The sequence below is a fragment of the Engelhardtia mirabilis genome (assembly GCF_007748095.1).
Taxonomy (GTDB): Bacteria; Planctomycetota; UBA1135; order UBA1135.
On the sequence record NZ_CP036287.1, the window covers coordinates 4,352,580 to 4,378,708 of the forward strand.

At 71.4% G+C, this 26,129-nt stretch carries 12 protein-coding genes; 11 read left to right on the forward strand and 1 reads right to left on the reverse strand.

The genetic code is table 11. The features are described 5' to 3' along the window. The first annotated feature begins 23 nt into the window (after positions 1-23). From Pla133_RS16140 to Pla133_RS16185, 10 genes are all read left to right on the forward strand, one after another. A complete protein-coding gene (locus Pla133_RS16140; RefSeq protein WP_145067058.1) occupies positions 24-1,058 on the forward strand; it encodes an AAA family ATPase in 1,035 nt (344 codons plus the stop codon). A gap of 113 nt (positions 1,059-1,171) precedes the next feature. After that, positions 1,172-2,101: a DUF58 domain-containing protein gene (locus Pla133_RS16145; protein ID WP_145067060.1), complete on the forward strand. Its 930-nt coding sequence runs from the start codon at positions 1,172-1,174 to the stop codon at positions 2,099-2,101. Next, positions 2,098-4,317 carry a BatA domain-containing protein gene (locus tag Pla133_RS16150; RefSeq protein WP_145067062.1) on the forward strand — a complete coding sequence of 740 codons (2,220 nt, stop codon included), beginning with the start codon at positions 2,098-2,100 and terminating at the stop codon, positions 4,315-4,317. The genes Pla133_RS16145 and Pla133_RS16150 overlap by 4 nt, the downstream gene beginning before the upstream one ends. Positions 4,318-4,328: 11 nt before the next feature. After that, positions 4,329-6,743: a glutamine amidotransferase gene (locus Pla133_RS16155; protein ID WP_145067064.1), complete on the forward strand. Its 2,415-nt coding sequence runs from the start codon at positions 4,329-4,331 to the stop codon at positions 6,741-6,743. A gap of 143 nt (positions 6,744-6,886) precedes the next feature. After that, on the forward strand, positions 6,887-11,389 hold the full coding sequence (locus tag Pla133_RS16160; RefSeq protein WP_419191601.1) for an outer membrane protein assembly factor BamB family protein: 4,503 nt from the start codon (positions 6,887-6,889) through the stop codon (positions 11,387-11,389). Further along, positions 11,386-12,678, forward strand: coding sequence for a prenyltransferase/squalene oxidase repeat-containing protein (locus tag Pla133_RS16165; protein ID WP_145067068.1), 1,293 nt, complete (start codon positions 11,386-11,388; stop codon positions 12,676-12,678). The genes Pla133_RS16160 and Pla133_RS16165 overlap by 4 nt, the downstream gene beginning before the upstream one ends. After that, a complete protein-coding gene (locus Pla133_RS16170) occupies positions 12,678-15,071 on the forward strand; it encodes a DUF4175 domain-containing protein (RefSeq protein ID WP_145067070.1) in 2,394 nt (797 codons plus the stop codon). Before Pla133_RS16165 ends, Pla133_RS16170 begins: the two co-directional genes overlap by 1 nt. Next, complete coding sequence (locus tag Pla133_RS16175; RefSeq protein ID WP_145067073.1) at positions 15,071-18,049, forward strand: coiled-coil domain-containing protein; 2,979 nt, start codon at positions 15,071-15,073, stop codon at positions 18,047-18,049. The genes Pla133_RS16170 and Pla133_RS16175 overlap by 1 nt, the downstream gene beginning before the upstream one ends. Continuing rightward, positions 18,046-18,828, forward strand: a complete 783-nt coding sequence (locus tag Pla133_RS16180; RefSeq protein ID WP_145067075.1) for a hypothetical protein — start codon at positions 18,046-18,048, stop codon at positions 18,826-18,828. Before Pla133_RS16175 ends, Pla133_RS16180 begins: the two co-directional genes overlap by 4 nt. Before the next feature lie 61 nt (positions 18,829-18,889). Beyond that, positions 18,890-20,074: a prenyltransferase/squalene oxidase repeat-containing protein gene (locus tag Pla133_RS16185; RefSeq protein WP_145067077.1), complete on the forward strand. Its 1,185-nt coding sequence runs from the start codon at positions 18,890-18,892 to the stop codon at positions 20,072-20,074. Positions 20,075-20,199: 125 nt separating this feature from the next. On the opposite strand, the gene Pla133_RS16190 is transcribed toward Pla133_RS16185, so the two are convergent. After that, complete coding sequence (locus Pla133_RS16190; protein ID WP_145067079.1) at positions 20,200-22,956, reverse strand: CRTAC1 family protein; 2,757 nt, start codon at positions 22,954-22,956, stop codon at positions 20,200-20,202. A gap of 395 nt (positions 22,957-23,351) precedes the next feature. Here Pla133_RS16190 and Pla133_RS16195 point away from each other — a divergent pair, with 395 nt between their 5' ends. Beyond that, entirely contained in the window at positions 23,352-25,940 is a 2,589-nt protein-coding gene (locus tag Pla133_RS16195) for an FG-GAP repeat domain-containing protein (protein WP_419191602.1), read from the forward strand. Positions 25,941-26,129 lie beyond the last annotated feature (189 nt).

Below are 26,129 nucleotides of genomic sequence, written 5' to 3' on the forward strand. Positions count from 1 at the left end.
CACCGACGACTCTCGAGCCACCGATGACCCAGGTCGACCAGGGAACTCTCGAGCGCTTGCGCGCCGCCCACCAGAGCATCAAGTCCGAGCTGCAGCGCACGATCGTCGGCCAGGACCAGGTCGTCGATCAGCTCCTGATCGCCATCCTCTGCCGCGGCCACTGCCTGCTCGAGGGCGTCCCCGGGCTGGCCAAGACGCTGATGATCTCGAGCCTCGCGCAGACGATGCATCTGTCGTTCAACCGCATCCAGTTCACCCCGGACCTGATGCCCTCGGACATCACCGGGACCGAGCTCCTGCAGATCGACCCTGAGTCCGGCGCGCGCTCGTTCCAGTTCGCCAAGGGCCCGATCTTCGCCAACGTGGTCCTGGCCGACGAGATCAACCGCACCCCGCCCAAGACCCAGGCCGCCCTGCTGGAGTCGATGGTCGAGCGTCAGGTCTCCGCCGGGGGCAAGCGCCACGAGCTGCCGGACCCCTTCTTCGTCCTGGCGACCCAGAACCCGATCGAGCAGGAAGGCACCTACCCCCTGCCCGAGGCCCAGCTCGACCGCTTCATGTTCATGGTCCGCGTGCCCTACCCGACCATCGACGAGGAGCGCGAGATCCTGCGCCGCACCACCGGCGAGGCCCTGGCCCAGCCGGACGCGGTGCTGGCCGGCGAGGAGCTACTGGCGATCCAGCGGGCCGTGCGCGCGATGCCGGTCGCGGACCACGTCTTCGACTACGCCCTGGCCCTGACCCGCGGCACCCGCGTGCGCGGCGATGCGCCCCTGGCCTTCCTGACTGACTGGATCTCGTGGGGCGCCGGCCCGCGCGCGAGCCAGTTCCTGATCCTCGGCGCCAAGGCCCACGCGGCCGTGGCCGGGCGCGACCACGTGGCGATCGAGGACGTGCGCGCGATCGTCCACCCGGTGCTGCGGCACCGCATCGTGACCACCTTCTCGGCCGCGGCCGAGGGCATCACGTCGGACGCGATCATCGACCGCCTGCTGAAAGAGGTCGACCCAGGCGCCACCGTCGGTGCCGGGATTCCCTCCGTTCCCGCGGCGAGCTGAGCGTTCGGGACGAGATGAACGCTCGCATCCGACTCCGCTCCCATCGGCCCGGCGCTCCGAACGGCCACCGCCGTTCACGGGCGCCCCGCCGGCAACCTCCGAGGGCCTGACCCATGTCGTTGCAACGGGCCCAGGCGCTGCGGCCCACGTCGCTCGACCCGGCCGTCCTCGATCGCCTGTCGAAGCTCTCGCTGGTGGCGCGCACCGTGGTCGAAGGCTTCATGGCCGGCGGCCACGTGTCGCCCCACCGCGGTAGCTCCGTCGAGTTCGCCCAGCATCGCGAGTACGTGCCGGGGGACGACCTGCGCTTCCTGGACGAGAAGATCTACGCCAAGTCGAACCGACTGGTGGTCAAGGAGTTCGTCGAGGAGACGAACTTCGCCTGCCACATCCTGGTCGATTGCAGCGCGTCGATGCGCTACGGCTCCAGCCGCTGGAGCAAGCTCGACTACGCCCGTTGGGCCGCCGCGGCCCTGGCTTACCTGGTCCTGAACCAGCGCGACACCGCCGGCCTGGTGCTGTTCGACGAGCAGGTCCGCGACAAGGTCCCGCCCCACAACGGCGCGGCCCAGGCGGCCTCGATCCTGGCCAGTCTGGAGCGCGCCGAGGCCCAGGGCGAGACCGGCGTCGGGGACGTGCTGGACTGGATCGGCACGCGGCTGCGACACAAGGGCATCGTCGTGATCCTGTCCGACTTCTTCGACGAGCCCCAACACATCCTGGAAGGCACTCGGCGCCTGCGGATCGCCGGACACGAGCCGATCCTGATGCAGGTGGTCGACCCGCGCGAGCTCGACTTCGACTTCGACGGACACCTGCGCCTCGACGCGCTCGAGGGCGCCGAGCGCATGAAGGTCGACGCCAAGAGCCTGCGCAAGGCCTACCGCGAAGAGGTCGAGGCCCACGCCGCGGCCCTGGCCCACGGCGCGAACTCGCTCGGGATCGACCTGGTCACCCTGCGGACCGACGCCCCCCTGGACGTGGTGCTGTCGACCTACCTCGCGCGTCGCCAGGCGCGTGCTCGCGGGGGAGCGCGCGGATGATCGGCGGCTTCGTCCATCCCGCCCTGGCCCTGGGCGCGCTGCTGGCGGCGGTCCCGCTGATCATCCACCTGCTCAACCGCAGGCGCCATCGCCCCTTGGAGTGGGGCGCGATGCGTTTCGTGCTGGCTGCCTACAAGCGCACCCGGCGCCGGGCGCAGCTCGAGAACCTGTTGCTGCTGCTCTTGAGGATGCTCGGCGTGGCGCTCCTGGCCCTGGCCCTGGCGCGGCCCTTCGCCGGCGACGCCAGCCCGCTCGCGCCCCTGACCGAGAGTCGGCGCGACGTGGTGATCGTGCTCGACGTCTCCGCCTCGACCGGCTACCGCGACGGCGCCGGAACGGTGCACGCACGCATCATCGAGCGCGCGCGCGAGCTGCTCGGCGACCTGGACGGCGGTCGCGGGGACCGCGCGCGACTGGTGGTTGCCGACGATCGACCGCGCCTGCTCTCCTGGCGCACGCCGTCCGAAGCGCTGAACCTGCTCGGCGCCCTGGACCAACCGAGCGACACGTCGATGGACCTCGTCGCCGCCCTGGCCGAGGTCCTCGCGAGCCTGCAAGAGGACGGCAACGCCCTCGAGGCCAGCGAGGTCGAGGTGCGCCTGTTGACGGACCTGCAGCGCTCGAACTTCGATCCCGACCCGTCGCGGGCCGAGGGCCAGACCGACGAACTCGTCCGCGCCCTCGATCGGTTGGTCGAGCTCGAGTTGGTCTTGACGGTCGAGGACCTCGGTCCCGCGGAGCTGATCCCGCCCAACGTCGGCGTCACCGACATCGCCCCGATCAGCCCGGTGCTCGGCCCCGGCCTGCCGGTGGACATCGCCGTCGACGTCACCAACCACGGCGCCAGCGCGGTCGGTGGTGTGCGTCTGGCCCTGGCGATCGACGGTGAGCGCCTGCCGTCGCGGGTGCTCGACATGGTCGGCGGCGCGACCGCCCGCGAGATCTTCGCGGTGACCTTCGACGAGCCGGGAGCGCACGTGCTCGAAGCGTCGATCGAGGCCGACCCCCTGGCCTTCGACGACCGCCGCGCGGCCGTGATCGACGTGCCCGGTACGGTCTCGGTCCTGCTCGTCAACGGCGCCCCCGACGAGTCCGCCATCGAGCTGGACGAGGTCGGTCTGTTCGCCGCGGCCCTGGCGCCGCCGGACGACGGCGGTTTGGGTTCGCGCGGCTTCGTGCCCTTCTCGATCGAGGAGATCGACCCGGCCTTCCTGGACGCCGCGGACCTGGACCTGGCGCCCTTCGACGCCATCGTCCTGGCCAACGTCGAGGCCATCTCCGCCCGCGCGGTGGAGCGCCTCACCGAGCGCGTCTCCGCCGGCGCCGGCCTGATCGTCAGCCTCGGCGATCGCACGGTGCCCTCCGTCTACGCGCGCCGCCTGTTCGCGGCCGACGGCACGGGACTCCTGCCGGCCGAGCCGCTCGAGGTGGTCTCGGTCGCCGACCGGCGCGACGGCTACTACCGCGTCGGCGAGTTCGACGGCGAGCACCCGGCCCTGGCGTTCTTCAACGATCCGCGCTGGCGGCCGCTCCTGACCGAGATCCCGATCTACACCTTCATCGCGACCACGCCCCTGCCCCAGGCGCGGGTGCTGGCTGCGCTCGATGCGGGCAAGGCGCCGCTCCTGGTGGAACGCGCCTTCGGCGCCGGCCGTGTGCTGCTGTTCACCACCAGCCTCGACGTGGCCTGGACGCGGATACCGGAGTCCCCGCGGACCCTGGTGCCCTTCGCCCACGAACTCGTGCGCCACGCCGGTCGAGGCCCGGCGCGTCGCCTCGAAGTGCCCGTGGGCGAGCCGCTCTCGGTGATCGTGGACCGCTTCCCGCGCTCGCCGGTCGCGATCCTCCCCGACGGCGCCCGCCGCCCCGTGGACGGCGAGCCCACCGAGCTGCCCGGCGGACGCTGGCAACTCCCTCCGATCACCGAGACCGGGCGACTTGGTGTCTACCGCGTGACCTTCGACGAGGCCGACCCGGTGGTCTTCGCCGTCCAGGGTCGCGCGGACGAGGGTGATCTGGAGCGCCTGCCCGCCGAGGCCCTGGCCGAGTTGCACCCGGCCCTGCGCGCGGTTCGCGCGGAGAGCGCCGACGTCGGCGAGCAGGACGTTTCGCGCCGCGGCGAGCTGTGGCGCGGCCTGCTCTGGATCTGCCTGGCCGTCCTGATCAGCGAATCCCTCTGGGGTGCTTGGCTCGAACGACGTCGGAGGCTCTCGTGACGATTCCCCCCATGGCTCTGCACCCGCACGACGCGCTCTTCGCGCTGCAGGGAGCCCTGACCGAGGAGGGCTCCAGCGCCGCCCTGCGACTGCTCGACGCCCCGGCCCCGTGGGTCGCGGTGCTCGTGATCGCGCCGATCCTGGCCTTGATCGCCTGGGCCGGCTACGCCCGTCGCGACATCGCGCGCCCGGCTGGGATCGCCCTGGCGAGCCTGCGCTTTGGTGCCCTCGCGCTGTTGTGCGTGGCGCTGGCGCGGCCCGTGCTCGTCGAGCGGCGCGAAGAGGTCTTCCCGGCGGAGGTCGCGATCCTCGTCGACGACTCCGCGAGCATGCGTCGCGAGGACGCCTACGCGGCCGCCGATCCCGCGCGCCTCGGCCTGCGCCGGCTGGGCTTCGAGGGCGACGCCGCCCCCAGCCGCTCCGACGTGGCCGCGCGCGTGCTCGAGCGCGAGCTCTTGCCGCGACTGGCGGAGCGCGGCTACCAGGTGCGCCTGGCGCGCTTCGACGAGGCCACCAACGCCCTCTCGGTCGACGAGCGACTCGAGGGCCGCGGCCAGGGCACTCACATCGGCGACGCCTTGCTGTCCACGGTCCAGTCCGCCCGCGGTCGCAACTTGACCGAGCTGGTGATCCTCTCCGACGGTCGCAACAACGGCGGCGCCGCTCCGCTCGAAGCGGCGCGGGTGGCGGCCTCCGCCGGTCTGCCCGTGCACACCCTGGTGGTCGGCGACACGCGTCCCGAGCGCAACGCGATTCTGGAGCTGGTCGAGTCGCCCGACAGCGCCCTCGAGGGCGACGAGCTCTCGTTCGGCGTGCGAGTCACCGGGCGCGGCAGCGCCGCCGGTGAGCCGGTCGAGGTTCTGCTCGAGGAGCTCGAAGCGAGCAACTTCTCGGATGAGAGCGACGTGCGCGTGCTCGATCAGCGCGAGCTGACCCTCGACGCCGCCGGCCGCAAGGTGCTGCTGGTGGCGCCGCCCGGGCCGGCGGATCCGACCACGGGCGAGCGCCGCTTCCGGCTGCGCCTGCCGCCCCTGCAGGACGAGACCCTGCAGGACGACAACAGCGTCGAGGTCGCCGTGCGCGTCAGCCCCGAGAAGGTGCGGGTGCTGTACGTGGAGGGCTATCCGCGTTGGGAGTACCGCAAGCTCGCGCTCGACTTCCTCAAGCGCGCCGAATCGGACATCGACTTCCAGGGTTGGTTGGCCTCCGCCACGCCCGGCTTCCCCCAGGAGCACAGCCCCGGACTGTTCTCGCTCGAGCGCCTGCCGATCACCCGCGACGAGCTGCTCGACGGCTACGACGTGGTCATCCTCGGCGACGTGAACCCCCGACGCCTGTTCCCCGATCCGGCCGTGGGCGACCAGTTCCTGGGTGCCCTGCGCGAGTTCGTGGAAGCCGGCGGTGGCCTGCTGCTCCAAGCCGGCGAGTTCGACAACCCGCGCGCCTTCCTGGGCACGCCGCTGGAAGACGTGCTTCCGGTCTCGATCGACTCGACCGGCGACATCACCACACCTTGGGACGGCAGGCGCTCCTTCCGCCCGCTGTTGGAGCAGCCCCAGGACCCCCACGAGATCGTGCGGATGCTTCCCGATCCCGAGCAGAACCGGGCCCTGTGGGAGGACGCCGGCGGACTCGAGGGCGTGTACTGGTTCTCGCCGGTGACGCGCGCCAAGCCCGGCAGCCAGGTCCTGTTGCGCCACCCCACCGACGAGAACCGCTTCGGTCGGCGGCCCCTGTTGGTGGCCGGCTACTACCCCTCCGGTCGCACCCTCTTCGTCGGCATCGACTCCACCTGGCGCTGGCAGTTCCGCTACGGCCCGCGCTACTTCGAGCGCTTCTGGAAGTCCGCCCTGCGTTGGCTGGCCCTGGGTCGACTGCGCAGTGGCGACCGCCGCTATCGGATCGAGACCGCCCGCGCGAGCTACGACCTTTCCGAACGCATCGTGGTCGAAGCCCGGGTGCTCGACGAGGACTACCGCCCCAGCGAGGCAACCGACCTCGAAGTCCGCTGGGCGGGACCCGACGGGCGGCCCGAGGGCTTGACCCTGCCCGTGGTCGACGGGCGCGAGGGCGAGTACCGCGGTGGACTGCAGGTCGAGCGCCCCGGCAACTACCGCATCTGGATCGAGGTCGACGGGCGTCGTCTCAGCAGCGCCGACTTCGAGGTGCTGCTGCCCTCGCGCGAGAGCGCGGAGCCGGCGCCGGATCCCCAGACCCTGGCCGCAATCTCCGCCGCCACTCGCGGGGTCTCCGCCAGCCTGGCCGACCTCGACCTGTTGCTCTCCCCCTTCCCGGGCGGCGAGGAGCGTCGTGAACCGATCTCCTCGCGCCTGGTCGACGTCTGGGATCGCTGGGCCACCCTGCTCGTCGTCCTCGGCCTGCTCGCCGCAGAATGGTTGATCCGCAAGCGCCTCGAGTTGGTCTGACCAGCGCCGGGCTCCCCGCCCGACGTGATCGGACCCGGTCGCGGGACGCCCAAGGGGCGGCCCCGGGGACTTACGTGCGCGGGCTCCCATCGCCTCGGATCGGCCCTGGGGGCCCCCTGTGGGCCCGGTCGATCGGGCCTAAGATGCGTCTGGCCGTCGATACCGTGCTCACGATCCATCCCGCGCGACTGGTGCCGGGGGTCGTTGTCGCCCTGGCGCTCGCCCTCCCGGCTCGGTCGGCGGCAGCCCAAGTCGACGACGATCCCAGCGGACAGTGGTTCGCCCTCCCCGTCGATCGGGAGGCGGCGCGGCTCTCCGTGGAAGCGCTCGACCACCTGGACGCCCAGCGCTGGGAGCTGGCCATCGACGCCCTGATGGATCTGGTCGACGGGCGGCCCGAGAACCTCCTGCCGGACGGCTGGGCCACCGACCTGGAGCGCCCGTCCCAGATGGCCCACCACCTCGGTGCGGCCGAGTGGGCCCGCGGCACCCTCGCGAACCTGCCCCGCGCGGCACTCGAGATCTACGCCCTGCGCTTCGGACCCAAGGCGGATGAAGCCGTCGCCCACGCCCTGCGCGACGGCTCGACCGAGGAGCTGCGCGCGGTCGCCGACCACTATCCGGTGGCCCCCGCCGCCGCTCGCGCCCTGCGCGCCGGCGGAGACCTGGCCTTCGCCGCTGGCCAGTTGTCCGAGGCCAGCCTGCTCTGGGATCGCGCCAGCCTGCTCGAACGCCGACTCGGGATCCACGACGCCCAGGCGGCTCAGGTGCGCGTCGATGCCCTCGAGGCCGTCGCCACGACAGCCGAGTTCGGCCCCCCCGACTCGGGCTTCACGCTGCCCGGCCCGGGGCAAGCTCCCGGCCCCGTGCCCCGCGGCGAGCGCGAGACCTGGTCCGCCGACGTGCCCGACAACCCCTTCGCCTTCGGCGCATCGCGGTCCGACTACCCCAACCTCGTGCCCGTCGTGCACGGGGATCGGGTCTACCTCAGCACCACGCTCAACGTCCTGTGCCTGGATGCCTTCGACGGCACCGAGCTGTGGCGTTCGCCGGAGCCCCCGGGTTGGGCCCAACTCGGGTCCGATGATCGCGAGAGCCTCGAGAAGGCGATCGACAAGGAGAACCAAGTGGTCGTGCCGGCGGTCGGCTCCGGGGTCGTGGTCGCCGCCCAACAGATCCCCTACGCGGCGCTGCCCAACGACGACTACCAGAGCTTTGTGATCATGCGCGCCCTCCCCGATCGTCGGCTGTTCGCCTTCGACTCGGAGACCGGCAGGCTGCTCTGGCGCCACCTGCCGCCGCCCGCCTGGGACGGGCTGACCGGCAGCTTCAGCGAACGCATGTCCGTCGCCGGCGCACCGATAGTCGCCGGGTCGCGCGTGATCGCGCCGATGTTCCGCATGGAGGGTCGCGTGGACCTGCAGGTCGCAGCCTTCGATCTGCACAGCGGCGACCTCCTGTGGTCCACGCCGGTGATCAGCGGTCAACGCGAACTGAACATGTTCAATCGGCACGAGCGCGAGTATTCCGCGCCGCCGGTGCGCGTCGAAGGCGACCTGGTGCTGGTGGCGACCCAACTCGGCACGGTCGCCGCCCTGGATCTGTTCAACGGGGCCGTGCGCTGGCAAGCGACCTACGACCAGATTCCCCTGCCGCCCACGCGCGGGCTGATCTCGAGCGATCGTCGCCTGACCTGGAAGAATTCGCCGCCGGTCGTCTCCGAGGGAGTCGTGTTGGTCACGCCCTTGGACTCCGAGGATCTGATCGCGGTCGACATCGACCAGGGCAGCGTCCTGTGGTCCCAGCCGGCCTCGTCCCTGCGGCCCGCGCGCCAGAGCGACAGCGAGGTCGACGCCCTGATCGGCGCCGGCGAGCGCGAGGTCTACTTCTCGGGCGGCTGGGTGGCAGCCTGGCGCAAAGCGGAGGGTCTGCGCGCGCGGGCCCAGCTGGCCCCTGGCTCCCTGCGCGTGGAGTTGGATCCCGGCCCGACCACCTACAGCAGCGCCCAGCGCGCGCCGCGGGCTCTGGTCGCCGAGGGCATGGTCCTGGTCCCCGGCAGCACGGAGCTGCGCGCCTACGATTTGCGCGACGGGTCCGAGGTCGACGGCGTCGGCTTCCCGTGGGAGAAGGGCGAGCGCGGCAACCTGGCGGTCGGGCCCGGCCTGCTGGTCTCCGCCAACAACAAGACGATCACGGGCTTCCTGGATCTGGCCGTGCTGGAGAGCCGCGCCGCGGCTCGCCTGGCCGCCGCTCCCGGGGACGACGGCGCGGCCCTCGAGCTCGCGCGTCTGCTGAACCGCCGAGCGCGCAGTCAGATCGCCCTGGGCCACGCATCCGACTCCCTGGCCCTCTTGGAGCGCGCGCGCGCGACCCTGCAGGACCGGATCGAGGGCGCCGCGGCGCCCCTGGTCAGCGAGTTGGTGGCCAACCTCCAACTCGAGGCCGACCTGCGCCGCACCCTGGGACAACCGGAGCCGGCCCGCGACCTGCTCGAGCGCGGGCTCGAGATCGCGCGCGCCCCGGGTCAGGTGCGCGACCTGCTGCTGGCCCTGCTGCCCGTGGTTCGCACCTACGACGTCGACGCCTGGCTCGCTGCGCTCGAGGACCTGCGCCGCCGCTGCGGCGACCTCGACATCGGCATCGAGCACCTGATCGGCGACCCGGAGTGGATCGAATTCGCCCGCGTCGACGGCGTCTGGGCCCTGCCCGTGCCCGCCGGCGGTTGGGCCCTGGCCAAGCGCGCGCTGTGGTCGCAGGAGCGCGGTCATTTCGCTGAGGCCCTGGAGGATTGGCACGCCGTCCTGGCCGGCTACCGCAACGAGCACGTGTCCGCCGACGTGACCCTCGGGGAGCGCTCCGTGGCGCGCATCGCCGACCTGCTCGCCGCCGGTGGCCCGCACCTCTACGAGCCCTTCGAGGCCCGCGCTCGGACCCTGCTCGACGAAGCCCTGTCGCGCGGGGACGGCGACGCCCTGGATCGTTTGCCGCAGCTCTTCCCCTTCGCGGAGGCGACCCTCGAGGCGCGGCGCGAGCGCCTGAGCCTGGCCCTCGACCAGGGCGACGTGAGGGCCTTGGCCGAGGCGGTCGGCGCCCTGACCGCCGACCTCGATCCGCGCCTCGACGAGCTCGCTCGCGGCGCGCTACTCGCTCGCCTCGCCATCGGCCTGGGGCGCTCCGGCAACCGCGACTTCGAGCGCGCACTGCTCACGCGCCTGGCGGGCACGCTGCCGGACCTGCAGCTCCAGGACGAGCCCTTCGCGGGCCAACGTCTCGATGAGGTGGTCGCGCGCTTCCCCGCCAACGTGCCGCAGCCGCGCCCTACCGCTAGCTTCGACCAGCAGATCATGCTCGGCGACGAGCTGCCGGGACCCTGGCACATGCTGGGACAGCCGCCGGTCGGTGCGAACTCGGCCGGCGGCGAGGTGCCGCGTCCGCTGATCGTGGTCAGCGGCGGCGAGCTCCAGGCCTTCGACGTGGACCAACCGGACAAGCCACTGTGGACCGGGCGTCCGCCGCTCGACGAGCTGCCGGTGGAACAGGAGCAACGCTGGGTCCTGACCCCGAGCCGTGTCGTCGTGGGCTCGGACGGTCTCCTGGTCGCGATCGACGTGTCCAGCGGTCGCGCGGCGTGGATCCACGCGATCGGCCGCGGTGAGCTGCGCGCGGTCACCGCCACCGACGGAGTGGTCATCGCCCAGGTCTTCGATCTGATCGACCGGACCCACCAGCTGATGGGGATCGACGCCATCGGCGGCGACGTCCTGTGGACCACGCCCCTGCCCAGCGGACCGGGCTGGTTCTCGCCCCTGGCTGCGAACGGTCACGTGGTCGCGATCGCCTACGAGACGGTCGGACCGGCGGATGCCTGCGTGCTCGATGCCTTCACCGGCGAGCTGCGCGGCCAGATCCAGTTGCCGGACAAGCTCGGCTCGTGGATCGACCGCGCCCCTTGGATCACCGGCGACCGACTGGTGCTACCCAGCCTGTTGCGCGGCCGCGTGGCCGCCATCGACCTCGAGCGACTCGACGAGGCCTGGTCGATCGAACTCGGTGACGACCGCGACCTGCGCGCGGTGTTGACCCACGCGGGCCGCATGTTCCTCGTGGCCGAGGGCAACGGCCTCGGCGAGGGTGGCCGCCGCGGCGCGATCATCGAAGTCGATCCGCGCCTGGGCTCGCGCCGCACGGTCTACTCCCTGGACCGCGAGGACCGCGTGATCGGCGTGCGGCGTGGTGATCGCATCGAGCTCCCCATCCCCATGGTCTTCACCGTCTCGTCGCCGCGCAGCGACGAGCGGGCCCAGGTCACGGCGATCGACCTGGATCGCGGGCGACAGTGGGTCCAGGAACTCGCCGTCACCGAGACGATGCTCTACGACCCCTCATGGGCGCGGGCCGTCGTGTCCGAGACCACCGTGGCGCTCTTCTACGCCCAACGGGCGCGCCGCAACGGGACTCGCGAGCGCGTCTGGCTCGACTTGCTCTCGCGGCCCGACGGCACCCGCCTCGGTCGTCGCTTCGTGCCGAGCGAGTACGAGGCCTTCCAATCACTCACGCCCCTGGCCAGCGGTTCGACCCTCTGGCTGGGCTGCAAGAGCCCCCGCGGGACCATGGACCGCATCGACCTGTGGAGGAACGAGCGATGAGACCGACCGCAAGACTCGGCGTGCTGACCGTAGCCGCAGCCCTGCTCGCCAGCGCGGCTTCGGCCAGGCCCCAGTTGGCGTCCGTGCTGGATCCGGCTACTGCCGCGCCGGCATCGGCAACCGTGGCGGCGCCCTTCGCTGCACCTGTCGCAGTTCCGATCGCGGATCCACGCGCCCAACCGACGGGGCCCGTGGCCGCGTCGGTGCTCGGCGCACAGCAGACCGGCCCCGCGCAAACGCCGTCGATCACGCCGGAGCAGGTCCAGGCGGTGGCGCGCGGGTTGGCTTGGCTGGCGGCGCACCAGAACGGTGACGGGAGCTGGACCGGCAAGGTCGGCTACAAGCTCAACAACGGCTATCGCTACACCCGCGAGAGCGGTCACGTGGGCGTGACCTCCCTGGCCCTGATGGCCTTCCTGGCTGGCGGGCACCTGCCCGGCCGCGGGGAATACGGCGAGGTCGTCGAACGGGGGCTGAACTGGATCCTCGACGTGGCCGACGCCCAGGGCGACGGCTACATGACGTCGGGCGGTACACGCATGTACAGCCACGCCTTCGCCACCCTGGTGCTGGCGGAGATCTACGGCATGACGCACCGCGAGGACGTGCGCTCGGTGCTGCAACGCGCGGTGGACTTCATCGTGCGCGCCCAGAACGAGGAGGGTGGCTGGCGCTACGAGCCCTACGCGCCCCAGTCGGACATGTCGATCGTGGTCTGCCAGGTCCTGGCCCTGCGCGCGGCGCGCAACATCGGCATCCGCGTGCCCAAGACCACCATCGACCGGGCGGCCCAGTACATCGTCGACTCGGCGATCACCGAGCACGACCGTCGCGGCGGATTTCAGCACCACATGTTCGCGGACGAGGTCGGCGCATTCGTCTACCAGAAGGACAGTAGCAGCCGCTCGTCCTTCCCCCTCACATCGGCCGGGGTCACGGCCCTGCACGGCGTCGGGATCTACTCCGACGAGGCCATTCGCCAGGGGCTCGACTACCTCAACGCCAACCTCAGCCACTTCAACGACCGCTACGGCACCCGCGACAACGGCCATTACTTCTTCTGGTACGGGCACTACTACGGCGTGCAGGCCATGTTCACGGCCGGCACCCAGAACGGCGTCGACTACTGGAACCCCTACTACACCGAAGTGCGCGAAGTGATCCTCGACCTGCAGCAGCCGGACGGCTCGTGGCCCAACAGCGTCGGCCCCGGCCCTGAGTTCGGCACTGCGGTAGCGCTGCTGGTGCTCGAGATCCCCTACCGCTACCTGCCCATCTTCCAACGCTAGTGCCGGCATCGAACGACCGAACGAATCAGGCGCGCACGGATGCGCCGCTGACACGCACGCCGCGCCTCGAGGCGCGGCTGGTGGCCCTGCGTGGGCGCCTGGTGCGTTCGGTCCTGCTGCACGCCGCCGGCTCGGTGCTGCTGGTGGCCAGCGGCTGGATCCTCTTCGCGTTCCTGGCCGACTGGGGCCTGCAGGTCCCGCGCCTCGTGCGACTGTTGCACCTGGGTGTGCTCGCGGCCCTGCCCCTGGCGGCCGCCTGGCGCGAAGGCTATCGGCACCTGCGACGCATCCCCGACCGCAGCGGACTGGCCGTGCTGGCCGAGCGCGGCACGCCCGGCTCCGATCAACTATTGGTCAGCGCGGTCCAGTTCCAGTCCAGAGCCGCCGACTCCTCGGTCGGTGGCAAGACCGGACCGGGCGGTGGCGTAACCGGATCGGGCGGCGAGAGCGGACTCGAGTCCGAACTGATCGGCCGCGTGCTGGCGCAAGCCGAGCACCGCGCCGACGAGATCGACTTCGACGCGGCCCTCGACGCGCGCGGACCCCACAGGCGCTTCGCTCTGGGCTCGGTCGCCGCCCTGGCCGTGAGCGTCGGCCTGTTCGCCCTACCCGGGAACTACGCTTCGATCTTCATCGGTCGACTGTTGGGTGGGAATCAGCCCTGGCCACAGCGCACGTTCCTGGCCCTCGAGCTGCCGGTCGCCGAACGGGACGGCATGGTGCGGATCGAAGGTGAAGTGCTGCGCGCGCAGATCGCCCGCGGTACCGACCTCAACGTCATCGTCACCGCCGAGGGTGTGATCCCGGGCGAGGTGCGGCTGGTCTTCGACGACGGCCGCCGCACGACCCTGGCTGGGGGCGCGCGCGGCGTCTTCCGCACGCGCCTGCCCGCCATGCGTGAGAGCGTGGGTTTCTACGTAGTGGGCGGTGACGATCGCGACGGCCTGCCCCGCGCCGAGGTCGAGGTGCTGCGGCCGCCGGACGTCACGGCCGTGGCGATCGCGGTCGAGCCTCCGCCCTACAGTGGACTGCCCCGGGAGGTCTTCACCGACGGCGGCGCGCGCGCCCTGCGCGGGTCGCGGGTCACCGTGGCGGTGCGCGTGGATCCGCCCGAGGTGCAGGGCCGCGTGGTGCTCTTGCCCGAGAACCGCACCATCGAACTGACCTCGCAACCGATGCCGGGCTCCGAGAACGACGACAGCTTCGGCCTCGGCTTCGAGTTCCTGGCCGAGCGCGACGTGCGCCTGCGCTTCGAGCTGACCGACGCCAACGGCCTGTCGAATCCCGATCCGGGCCTGTTCGCGATCGACGTGGTCGAAGACCGCGCGCCGGAGGTCCAGTTGGCGGCACCGGGTCGTTCTAACGTGGAGACGATCGCCGGAGGCGCGCTGCCCCTGCGAGCGAGAATCGACGACGACTTCGGGGTGATCGACGTGAGCTGGCGCGGGCGGCGCTCGAGCGAGGACGACTGGAGCCTGGGCGCGCCCCTGGCGGCAGTGGTCCTGGACGAATCGCCCCTGCCCGGCCGGCCGCCGCGCGCGGTGCGGGTGCATCAGTTGCTCGAGGTCAACGACCTGCTCGGCGAAGGCGACGTGGACGGCGCGCAGTTGGTGATCGAGGTCGCCGCCACCGACAACGGTCAGCCGCCCCACGAGGGCGTCACGCCGCCGGTGCGCCTGCGCGTGCTGCGCGCGGACGAGATGCTGCGGCGGGTGCAGGACCGCCTGGCCGCGGCCCGGGTCGACGCCGCCGCGCTGGCCGAGTTGCAGCGCGAGCGTCGCGGGCGGGTGGAGGACCTGCTCGACGGGCTGACCGACGACGGCCTGGGCAGCGCCAACCTCGGCGCCGCCGACGAACGGGCCGTGCGTAGCGCCATCAACGGCCAGCGCCGTGTCCGCACCGACTCCCAGGGCCTGATGCGCTCACTCGCGGCGGTGACCGAGATGGTGCTCTACGCCCGCCTCGACCCGAAGGCCGAGGAGCTGCTCACCGAGCTCGACCGGGCCCAGGCCGAACGCGTCGAGCGCGCCTTCGTCGAGGAACCCTGGCGCGACCTGGTCGCGTTCCGCGCGTCCTCCACCGTGGGTCAGGGAGGCTTTGCCGGGCACCTGGTCGACCTGGTGGAGCTCGGCCTCGCGGTCGAGGGCGGGGTCGACGAGGGCTTGGCAGCGCTCGATCGCGCCGAGCTGGCGACCAGCGACAGCGCGCGTCGCGTGGCCCTGGTCGAGGCGGTAGAGGCGCAGTCGGCGACCTTGACTCGCATCGAGGATCTGCTCGACCGACTGGCCGAGTGGGACAACTTCCAGTCGGTCCTGACCCTGGCCCGCGATCTGCTCGAGCGGCAGAAGGCGGTTCGCGATCGCGCCCGGCGCTTGGCAACGGAGGAACGGTGATGACCATTCGAACAGCGGCCCTGCTCATCCTGGCGGGTTCCCTGGGAACTCCTCTCGCAGCGGCAGGTCCTGGTGCGACTTCGCCTGCGGCGCTGAACCTGGCGATGGTTCCTTCGATCGCTCCGGCGGCATTTCCGGCGGTAATCCCCGCACCGCCGTGGCACCAGGAGGCGCGAACCCTGGACGGACGTGAGTTGGCCGGTATCCGCGAGGAACAGGCGCTCCTGCGGCGGCAACTGGTGCGACTCGAGGAGACGATGAAGGTGCTCCTGGCGCGGCTCGAGAGCGAGGGTAGCTCGCGCACCCTGGAGTTGCTGCAGACCGCTGTGGTCCAGTTGGAAGAGCGCAAGCTCGAGTCCAAGACCCTCGACGAGTGGCTCGGCGACACCGAGTCGGCCCTGGAGCAGGGCCAGATCCTGCGCGCGATCGAACAACAGGACACGGCCATCGCGGAGCTCGAGCGCCTGCTGACGGTGCTGCTCGACCGTCGCGACATGGACGAGATCGAGGACAAGCTCGAGGAGCTGCGCGATCTGCGTCAGGGCATCGAGAGCGTGGCGCGCGAGGAAGGGAGCATCGCCCAGGAGTCGGCGCAGATCGCCGAGCAATCGGCGAGTGAGGGCCAGAAGGCCCTGGACCAGGGCATTCAGGAGCTGTCCGAAGCCCAGATGGAACTGGCCCGCCAGGCGGAGCAGGCGGCGCGCGAGTCGCGCGACCTCGAACTCCAGGGCTTGGCTCGGGAGCTCGACCGTCTGCTCGAGCGGCAGAGCGGCGATTCGGACCTGCTCTCCAAGCTCCGCGCGGGCGAGGCCCAGACCCTGCGAGCCGCCGCGACCGAACTGGAAGCCACCCGCCGCGCCGAGAGCCGCGCCGCGCGCCTCGAGCAGGCGGCCCGCGACCTCGAAGAGGCGGCGAGCGAGCTCGAGCGCTCCGGGACCTCCGCCGACCAGGTCGCCGAACAGCTTGCGGAGGCCGCTCGCGGCCAGCGCATGGCGGCCGACTCCGCACTGGACGAGAGCACCACCCGGGCGGCACGCGAGGCCGCCGACGCCCTGGACGCGGCGACGGATCAGGCCCGCGCGTCCGGGCAGGATTCGAAGGTCCGCGAGGCCGCCGCCGCCCAAGCCCGCGCGGCGGCGCAGGAGCTTCAGCAGCTCGCGGAGCAGGAGCGCGCCGGAGCTGCCGAGGGACCCCAGCGCGCCGCCGAGCAGTTGGCCGAGAATCTCGACCCCGAGGGACTGGCGGCGGAGGTCGGCGAGCGAGTGCAGGCGGCCCTCGAGAGCGCTCAGGAAGCGCGGACCGCGGCCGAGGCAGCCACGACCCCGGAAGAGCGTCGCGCTCGCCAGGCGGCCGCTGCGCGCGCGGTCGAACAGGCCGCGACGGAAGCGGCCCGCGCAGCGGATTCGCTCGAGCGCAGCGCCGATGGCGCGGCCCGCTCGCAACGCAACCAGGCCGAGGCCACCGAAGCGCTACGGGCCAGCGCGTCCCAGCCGGGCCGCGACGGACTCACCCCCCGCTCCCGTGAGGCCGTTGGCGAGGCCCTGGAACGCGCGGCGCAGTCCATGCGGAGTGCGGCGGAACAGTCCGCCACCGATCCCGGCCGCGCCGCGGAGTCGGCCGAGGAGGCCCGTGCGGCCCTCGAGGAGGCAGCGGCTGCCGTGGGCGAGGCCCGCGCCGAGCGCGGCGCGCAAGAGGCGGCCGCCCAGGAGGGCGCGGCCATGGCCCAAGCCCAGCGGGAGTTGGCCGAGCGTGCCCGCGAGTTGGCCGCCGAGGCCAGCGCCGGGGACCTCTCGCCCGACGCCGCTCAGCGGGTGCGCGAGGCGCTCGAACAGGCCAGTGAGTCGATGCAGGAAGCGGGCGCCGAGCTGGAGGCTGGACGGCCCGCGGGCGGCGCCGAGCCACAAGAGTCCGCGCGAGAAGCACTCGAGCGAGCGGCCGCCGAGTCGCGCATCGGGCGCGAGTTGCGCGATCCCGAGGGTCGCGACCAGGCGGCGGAGCTGGCGGAGCGACAGAAGAAGGCGGCCGAGGAGATCCTGCGTCTCGCCGAGCTCAACCGCGAGCGCGAGGAGGGCCAGCCCCTGCCGAGCCTGGAACGGGCGCAGGAGGCCGCGCAGCAGTCCGAGGAGGCCCTGCAGCAGGGCGACATGGACCAGGCTCAGCAGCAGGCGGAGCGGGCCGAGCGCGAACTCGATCGCGCGGCGCGCGAGCTGGAACAAGAAGAGCAACAGTACGAGGACCTGCGCCAGGAAGAGTTGCTGTTCCGCATCGAGGAGGAGGCGCGCGAAATCCGCGAAGTCCACGCCGAGCAGAGCCGCCAGACGCTCGAAATCGACGGCGGTCGCCAGCCCGGCGACAGGCCGGGGCGGGCCGACCGACTGCGCCTGCGACGCATTGCGCGGGAGGAAGCGGCCCTGGGGGAACGGCTGGCGATGATCGCCGCCGAGTTGGTAGCCGAGGGCAGCGTCGTCTTCGCCGAAGTGGCCGAGCAGTCGCGCATCGACCTGGAGCGCATCGCGCGGGACATGGACGAGGCCGGCGGCTACGACAGCGGCACGCGGGTGCAGAGTGCCCAGGCCGACGTGGACGAGCGTCTGGGCTGGCTGCTCGAAGCGCTCACTGAAGAGCGCGAGCGCAAGGGTCGAGAGGAGCAGCAGCCGCAGCAGGGTCAACAGGACCAGCAGGGGGGAGGAGGCCAGAACTCGCAGGAGCTGGTTCCCGACGAGGCGGAGCTGAAGCTGCTGCGTCGATTGGAGCTCGAGGTGCGTTCGGCGGTCGAGCAGATCCGCAGGCTCTACCCCGAGCTCTCCGACGGCGAGGTCGATCCCCTGATCTTCGAGGACATCGCGCGCATCGCCGCGCGCCACGAACGCCTGTCCGAGCTGTTCGGTCAGTTCCGCGAGGGGCTCGGGTTGCCGAGTCCGGATGAAGCCGACGAGGCTGCGACCACGACGGGCAAGAACGAGGACGAATCGCGATGAGATCGAACCGTCGACCCCTGCTGGCGATCGCCGCCCTCGCGCTCTCAGCCACCGCGCTGGGCGCGATGGCACGCTCGAACTCGGTTCAGGAGCCCGACCCGGGGCGTCCCGAGCTGCCCCCCGAGCTGCTGCCGCCGCCGCCCGGTCAGGGCGACGACCTGCAACAGCGCATGCGGGAGTTGTTCGCGAAGGTCGAACGCGATCTGCGCTCTGTCGATGACCTCTTGTTCGAGGCAGCGGCGGGCGAGGGCGACTTGTTCGCTCCGGAGGTCGACATCGATCAACTGCTCAACGACACCGATCGGCGCAGCCGCGAGGTGTCGGATGGGATCGACGAGATCCTCGATCTCGCCCGGCAGATGAACGAACAGCAGCAGCAGGGCCAGAGCCAAGGGCAGAGCCAGGGTCAGAGCGAGAGCCAGAACGGCGGTCAGAGTCCGCTCGACAGCCGCCCCCGCAACGAGCAGCAGAGCCAGCTCCCCACCCCGGAGGGCAACGACCCGGGCACCGACCTCTCCCAAGGTGACCAGCCGCAGCCCGGACAGGGCGAGCAGCCCGAGGGCGCGGAGGACTCCGAAGACCAGGGTCAGAACCAACAGGGCGCGGGCGCCCAGGACGAGGCCACCGGACCCCAGTCCCCCGCCGGCGCCGCCGGTCGTTGGGGGGACCTGCCGCCGCGGGTGCAGTCGATCTTCCGCAACCAGGTCAGCGACGACATGCCGGTGCAGTACCGCGATTGGATCGACGGCTACTACCGCCGCCTGAACAAGGACGGCTGAGGTGAAGGCGGACGCAGGGCAGAGCGCGGGGGGCGGTTGGCGATCCGCTCGGAGCGCCGGCGTGGCGACCCTGCTGCTGGCCCAGGCGCTGGTCTCCATCGCGGCGTCGGACGACCGCTCGAGCGTCCTGCCCGAGGACAAGCCCGCCGGGAGTGGGGTCCCCCACGCCCAGGACGTGACCCCCACCGATCCGAACGCGAGCCCACCGCCCACCGCTGCCGGTGTCGGACCGAGGCTGGGCCCGGCCGCGGACGAGGCGCGACGCGCGGCACTCGAAGGGGCGCTCGACTGGCTGGCGAAGTCCCAGGCCGAGTCGGCCGACGGTTCGTGGCCCGACGACGACGCGCGCCTGCGCGCGCCGGAAGCCGTCGCCGCACTCTGCTCCCTGGCCCTGATGGCCGGTGGCAGCACGCCCGAGCGCGGTCCCCACGGTGCCGCCGTGGCCCGGGGCACCGACTACCTGCTGGGTCGCATCCACTTGGATCCCGGAGCCGACGAGCGCGGCTTCATCGGCAGCCTCGAAGCCAGCGACTCGCGCATGCATGGGCACGGCCTGGCGACCCTGGCCCTGGCCGAGGCCTTCTCCACCTCGCCCACCTCGCGCCGCGGTCAACGCTTGCTCGAGGCCCTACAGCTCGCAGTGGGCCTGATCGAGCGCACCCAGGGAGCCGAGGGCGGTTGGTGGTACGAGCCCCACCGGGTGGCCAGCCACGAGGGCTCGGTCACGATCACGCTGGTGCAGGCCCTGCGCTCGGCCCGCAACACCGGCATCGCCGTGGACGCGGGGGTGATCACGCGCGCGGAGGACTACGTGCTGCGCTCGCAGGCTCCCGACGGGAGCTTCCGCTACACCCTGGGATCACCGGTCACGACGGTCGCCCTCACCGGCGCCGCGATCAGCACCCTCAACGCCGCCGGCCGCTACGACGACGAGGTCGTGCGGCGGGGCGTGGACGCCATCTGGCGCGGGCTGGAGAGTCGCGAGTTGGAGGGGTCGTCCGAGCGTCCGCCCCACCCCTACTACGAGCGCTTCTACCTCAGCCAGGCCTTCTGGAACCTGGCCGACCCGACCCACTTCGAGAAGTGGTACGAGCGCGAACTCGAACGCGTGCTCTCGCGCCAGGCCGACGACGGGTCCTGGTCCGGCGAGGAACAGGGCTCCGGCTACGGCGCCGCCTACGCGACCTCGATCAACGCGCTGTTCCTGGCGCTTCCCGACGGTCTGCTACCGATCTTCCAGCGCTGACGCGAGCGCGCAGGGGCCAGCCGGAGCGCCGCTTCGCGAGAGTTGCCGCGGCCCGACGCACACGCGAACGACAACGGGGCCACCTCGGCGGGAGGCGGCCCCGGCGATCGATCACCGCTCCGCGCTCAGAATGCTACGGCCGCGGACCCCACGAGGACGCCGTCGATGTACACCTCGAGGGCGCCGGTGGCCTTGGTCAAGTCTTCGGTCAGGCGCTCGATCACGAACAGGAACGAGCCCTCCTCGCGCGGGCGATCCTCGACGCCCTCCACCAGGCGCAGGTACACCGGCTTCGCGCCACCAGTGGACCCGGGAGCCGCGCCCTGCCCCGGCGTGATGGCCGAGCTCGAGGCCTGGGCCGGAGCGGTGGGATGGGCAGTGCCCCGCGCGCGCCCGATGGTCGTGGTGTCGATCGTCTGCTCCACTCCCACGAGCTTCGCCTCGACCGACGCCCCACTGCCCAACCGGCGCCCGGCCGCGTCGCGCGGCGTGATCTTGACCTTGATCTGGCGCGGCTCGGCCGCCTGGGGCTTGAGCGGTACGAACAGCTCGACGTCCGACTTGGCCGCCGTGGCCGGTCCGGCGACGTCCACCCGCGGCGGTGTGGTCTGGGCCACGCCGTCGATCTGCATCGCGCTCGTGATGATCCCGGGAACAGCCGGGGCGCAGAAGGCGCGCTGGTAGCGACCGTCGCCCAGATCGGCTACCGGACCCATGGCGAGGAAGCCGGGCAGGTCGATATCGACCGCGCGACCGGCGCCCAAGGTCACCCCGTGCGTGTCGCGGGGCGTGAGCGTGATCGCGACCTGATCCGTGGTGCCCGCCCGCACCGCTTCGGTGCTGCGGTGGATGATCGTCATCGACGGATCCACGGCTCCGACGGCGTGGACCACCGGGGCGATGGCCGGCACCCAGCCATCGATGGAGACCTGGGCCCGGTAGGCGCCCGAAACGCTCGGCGCATCGAAGGTGCGCGCGAAGGCGTTGCCGCCCTCCGATACGACGGGTCCCGTCGCCGTCGCCCCGGGCAGGTCGATCGAGACCTGTGCCGACGCGTCCAGGACGATGCCCGCGGCGTCGTGGGCGAAGACACGCAGGGTCACCTGGGTCGGCAGGGTGTCCGGTCCACCGCTGGCGGCCACCTTGGTCGTCGAGAGCTCGTACAACTGGGGCTCGACCACCGTCAGGTGCGTGTCCGCCGGGACCTGGGGGACGGTCAGGGTCATGCCCGAGGGCAGGGCCACCTGCACGTCGCCCGCGGGCACGAGGCCCAGGCCGAAGTGGGCGAAGGACTGGTCCTGGGAGGCGGTGGGACCGGAGCCGCCGATGGCGCGCACGTGCTGGTACTGGTCCGGACCGATCCAACGCACCTGGGAGCCCAGGCCCTGGGAACCGGAGGTCCCGGCGTCGACCTTGACCGTCAGGAAGCCGCGCCCCTCACGCTCGAGCTGGTTCTCGAAGTAGCGCAGGCGACCGGTCGTGGCCACCACGCAGATGTCCATGTCCCCGTCGCCGTCGACGTCGCCGACGGCGCTGGCGCGGTCGTCGATCTCATCGAAGAGCCCCAGACTCTTGGTGGCCTTCTCGTACTTGAACAGGAAATCCGGTCCCTTCGAGCGGTACAGGGAGTTGGCCTGGTTGCGCGGCACGCCGCTCGACGCGGGGTTCTTGCCGGCCACGTGGCCGTTGACGACCCACAGGTCGAGCCAGCGGTCGAGGTCCACGTCGAGGAAGCTCGCGGCCCAGCCCACCGACTGCCCCCAGGGCAGGGGCGACTCGGGGAAGGGCAGCAGGGTGTCCGCGACCCCGTAGAAATTGGCCTGCTCGACCCAGGGTTGGCCACTCGCGGGCCAACCGTGGTTCACGACCAGCCAGTTGTTGCCGATGTCGGTCTTGTAGACGTCGAGGCTCCCGTCGTGGTTCACGTCGCCGATGGCCAGGCCCATGATCGCGCTGACCTGGTCGGCCCCGGAGCCGACGGTGACGTCCGTGAAGGCGCCCGGCCCCGTGCCTGCGCGCAGGGAGTCCCCGTAGTTGGGCGTCAGGCCCAGCACGCCGCCGAGCCAGAAGTCGTTGCCGACGACGAGGTCGGGCCAACCGTTGCCGTCGGCGTCGAACAGGGTGCTGGCGTGGGACGAGCCCGGATCGTCCATGCCCCACGTCGCGGTCACGTCCGTGAAGCTGCCGTCCGCGTTGTTGACGTAGGTGCGGTTGGGGCTGAGCGAGAACTCGGACAGGTACAGGTCCAGCCAGCCGTCCAGGTCGAGGTCGTACCAGATGGCGTGGACCGTGCGACCGCCGCCGCGCGTGCCCGAGCGCGCGCTGACGTCGGCGAAGCGACCGGTGCCATCGTTGTCGTAGAGGCGGCTGCGCCCCTCCGTCGTGCCGACGCCCGCGGACGTTCCGGAACCCTCCATGGAGCCGAGGAACAGATCCAGGTCGCCGTCGCGGTCGTAGTCACCCAAGGACGGAGCCCGGTCCAACTCACCCGAGCGGATGTCGTCGCTGCCCGGCCCCGGGAGGAAGGTCCCGTCCGGCTGCTGCAGGAAGATGTGGTTGGGGAGCACCCCTCCACACAGCACCACGTCCACATCGCCGTCGCCGTCGACGTCGCCGAGGGTCAGGCCGGTCTGGACCCAGTCGTGGATCGAGTTGGGCGGGGTTCCGATCTGGTCGAAGCCGGAGATGACTTCGTGGTCGAGGCCCAACTCCAGGGCCCGCTCCACGAAGCGGTCGGGCCCTTGGGGTCGGACCGGCGAGACGGCCGGGGAAGCGATCGTCGGCGGGCTCGGCAGGGCGGCGGCACCGGAGGCCGCCGCCATCAAGACCGAGACCGCGGGGACGAAGGTCAGACGTACAGAACGGTCCATGAGGGGCTCCATGGGCAGTTGGGCCGGTGGCTCGCCGCAAGTTGGCGAAGGACTCGAAGATCAAACGGACGGGGGGGTCTCGAAATTTAGCCTGGAGAGGTCCGAACGGGGCCGATTCGTCCGCCCGTCCAAGGAAAACGGAAAAGGTTAGGTTTGGGGGCGGGCCCCGGGGACGCCTGGGCGGTTCGCATGGGGTTCCCCCGATTGAGGTGCAACCTCGGGGCCGCTGCAGCAGTCCTAGCCCCTCAGAGCCTTCCCCCATGATCTCGATCGCAGTCTTGGCCCTCGTAGTGCCGTCGGCCCCAGTTGTCGGACCCACCGCCCTCCAATGGCCGTCCGCGGTGGACCAGACTCCGGAGCTTCCCCCTACGGCGAAGGTGCCGAGATTCGTCGACGTCGCCCCACAGATGGCGAGCGCCGGCAGCGCTTCCCCCTACGACAACATCGGAACGGCTCGGGGCCAGGCCTGGGTCGACATCGTCGGGCCGGGCCTGACCGACCCGAGCCTGCCGGGCCCCCCCGACGGCCTGTTGGACCTGGTCCAGCTCAACTCCAACTCGCCGGCCTTCCCAGCCGGAGCCGGCCCGGGAGCTTGGACCATCGGTCCGGTGGGCACCATCCAACATCCCTGCCTGGTCTTCCGCCGTGAGGCGGACGGGAGCCTGACCGAGATGGCCGCCGCGATGTCGGCGCCGACTGGAACGGGATTCGGACTCGAGTATCCGGGGGGCTCGCCCTGGGGCATCGCCGCCGGGGACACCGATGCGGACGGGGACACGGACCTGATGATCGCCTGCGGCGGGTTCAACATGGACGCGCCCAACGCGGTATTGCGAAACAACGGCGACGGCACCTTCACCTACAACACGCCCCCAGGCGCCCCACGCCAGGCCAGCTTCGTGTCGGTTCTGTTCGACCCGGATCGGGACGGCGATCTGGATCTCTACGTCGGCAACGGTGGCGACAAGCTGAGTCAGCTCTACGGCGGCACGCCCAATCCGAACACCGTCGACCGCTTCTACTTGAACGACGGCACGGGCAACTACTCCGAGAACACCGAGGCCGCCGGTCTGGCGCTCAAGAGCAGCACCTTCACGGCAGTGACTGCGGACCTGGACCTCGACGGTGACCAGGACCTGGTCGTGTCCTGCTTCAAGCAGCTCAACAAGGTCTTCTACAGCAACGGCGACGGGACCTTCTCGTTCATGCGGCCCGAGGGCAGCGCCGCGGGCTCGCCCCTCAACATCGCCGACCTCTCACCAGATCCGGACTTCGCCGGGTCCGAGGAGTTCCCCCCCGGCTACCTCTCGAGCCTCGTGGGCACACCGATCCTCGGCAAGTGGTCGATGCCGGTGGAGGCCGCGGACTTCAACGGCGACGGCTGGATCGACCTGTTCTTCGGGAGCTGGTCCTACCAGATCCCGGACACATCACCGCTGACCGCCGAGGGGTCGTTCTTCGGCCCGTACGAACGGGCGCACTTGTATCTCAACATCGGTGACGTCGACGGGGACGGCACGGGTGAGGGCATCTTCAACGAGGTCGCTACGGAGGTCGGCATCGACCACGTGGGCGGCACCATGGGCGCGGTGGCCGGGGACTTCAACGCCGACGGCTGGGTCGACCTCTTCGTCGGCGGCGGAGGACCGGACCTCGACGCCCACGTCGAAGAGGACTACCTCTACATCAACGAGCCCAGCGCCTGGCCGGACAACTTCCTGAGCAACCCCTTCCAGCCCCTCGGCAAGGCCTTCTACGAGGTTGGCGCCGTGGCGGGGACCTACCTGAACCGGGAGATGTCCCACGGGGTCAACATCTGGCGCTCGGACAGCGGCCGCATCGACCTCTCGGTCGGCAACGGCGGGCCGGCGCTGTTCGACCTGGGCCAGATCAACCGCTACTTCCGCAACGACGGCAACGGCGACGGTTCGTTCGACCAGACCTTCGGCGTCACCGTCAACGAGACGAGCGGCGCGCCGGCCGCCTTCGGGACGCGGGTCGAGTTGATCCGCGACGGTGGCGGTGGCGTGGGCCAGACCCTGGTGCTCGAGAAGGCCGCGAACCACGGCTTCTCGTCCCAGACCATGGGGCCGATGGCCGTGGGCGGCGGCGGAGCGAAGCTGCTGGCGAGCAACGTCCATTGGGCCAGCGGGCGGCACAGCGGCCGGCTGCATTGGCCCGCCGGCCCGACCTCGGGCGACCTCGAGTTCGACGAGCCCGAGATCTCCGTGCATCTGACCCGCCGGCCGCAGACCGACGGCAAGACGAGCCTGGGAGCCGAGGTCGTCAACTACTCCTCCACGACGACGAACTCGTCGCTGCTCCTGGCAGCCCTGCTGCCCCAGGCCCAGTCGGTGGCGCTCGGGCCCGTGGCGGTTGTCGTGCCTTTCTTCGCCCTGCAGCCGGGTGAAGACCTCTCCCTGGCCGGGACGGTGCCCAACCTGCCCACCGGTCTCTACGTCCTGGTCCTCGCCAGTTGGGCCGACGGGTCGATCCAAGGCGTTTCGTCCATCTGGCACGAGCCGATGACCGCACCAGGGCCGCCCCAGGGCCTGATGGACATCGCGGCTCTCGAGCCCGAGCGGCGTTTCGAGGCCCGCGGCGAGCTGACCGTCCAGGCACAGCGCTTGCGCTTGGCGGCCCAGTCCGACAAGGAGCCCGGCCGTGAACTGACCGCGAGCGATCGCGCGACCATCGAGCTGCCCGGCGGCGACCGACTGACCTGGGACGAGGGAAGACTGACTCTCGAGGTCTTCGGTCACCAGGCAGCCTCGCTACAGGTCGAGCCCGACGGGAAGCTCTTCATGATCGTGGGTGGGCCAACGAGTTGCTGCGAAATCGTTCGCCTCGACTGGATCTCACAAGTCGTCCTGGAGGGCGTCGACGAGTCCACCTTGAGAGTCGACGGGCGCTCGGTCATGGTCGAACAGGCGCAGGCCGCTGAACCATCGACCGAGAGCAGTACGGACGCCGATTCCGCCGCGCTCCCCGAGTAGAACGGGGTGCGAGGGCGGGTTGGACGCTGCCGCCCGCTTGATCGCCGGACGGGTGTTCGCCGGTCGTGCGTACTCGCTTGCCCGGCTCCTGGCGGGGCCTTGGCGCTGCGGTCCCCGGAGGCGGCCCTGATCGGGTCGTCGAGGTCGACCGTCGTGCCAAGGTCCCGCCAGGGTCCGAAGGGCCGCCGA

Bases quoted from the DNA above. Each gene is read 5' to 3' on its own strand.
- Pla133_RS16140 (WP_145067058.1), top strand. From the start codon at position 24: ATGACCCAGGTCGACCAGGGAACTCTCGAGCGCTTGCGCGCCGCCCAC.
- Pla133_RS16145 (WP_145067060.1), top strand. From the start codon at position 1,172: ATGTCGTTGCAACGGGCCCAGGCGCTGCGGCCCACGTCGCTCGACCCG.
- Pla133_RS16150 (WP_145067062.1), top strand. From the start codon at position 2,098: ATGATCGGCGGCTTCGTCCATCCCGCCCTGGCCCTGGGCGCGCTGCTG.
- Pla133_RS16155 (WP_145067064.1), top strand. From the start codon at position 4,329: ATGGCTCTGCACCCGCACGACGCGCTCTTCGCGCTGCAGGGAGCCCTG.
- Pla133_RS16160 (WP_419191601.1), top strand. From the start codon at position 6,887: ATGCGTCTGGCCGTCGATACCGTGCTCACGATCCATCCCGCGCGACTG.
- Pla133_RS16165 (WP_145067068.1), top strand. From the start codon at position 11,386: ATGAGACCGACCGCAAGACTCGGCGTGCTGACCGTAGCCGCAGCCCTG.
- Pla133_RS16175 (WP_145067073.1), top strand. From the start codon at position 15,071: ATGACCATTCGAACAGCGGCCCTGCTCATCCTGGCGGGTTCCCTGGGA.
- Pla133_RS16180 (WP_145067075.1), top strand. From the start codon at position 18,046: ATGAGATCGAACCGTCGACCCCTGCTGGCGATCGCCGCCCTCGCGCTC.
- Pla133_RS16190 (WP_145067079.1), bottom strand. From the start codon at position 22,956: ATGGAGCCCCTCATGGACCGTTCTGTACGTCTGACCTTCGTCCCCGCG.
- Pla133_RS16195 (WP_419191602.1), top strand. From the start codon at position 23,352: ATGGCGAGCGCCGGCAGCGCTTCCCCCTACGACAACATCGGAACGGCT.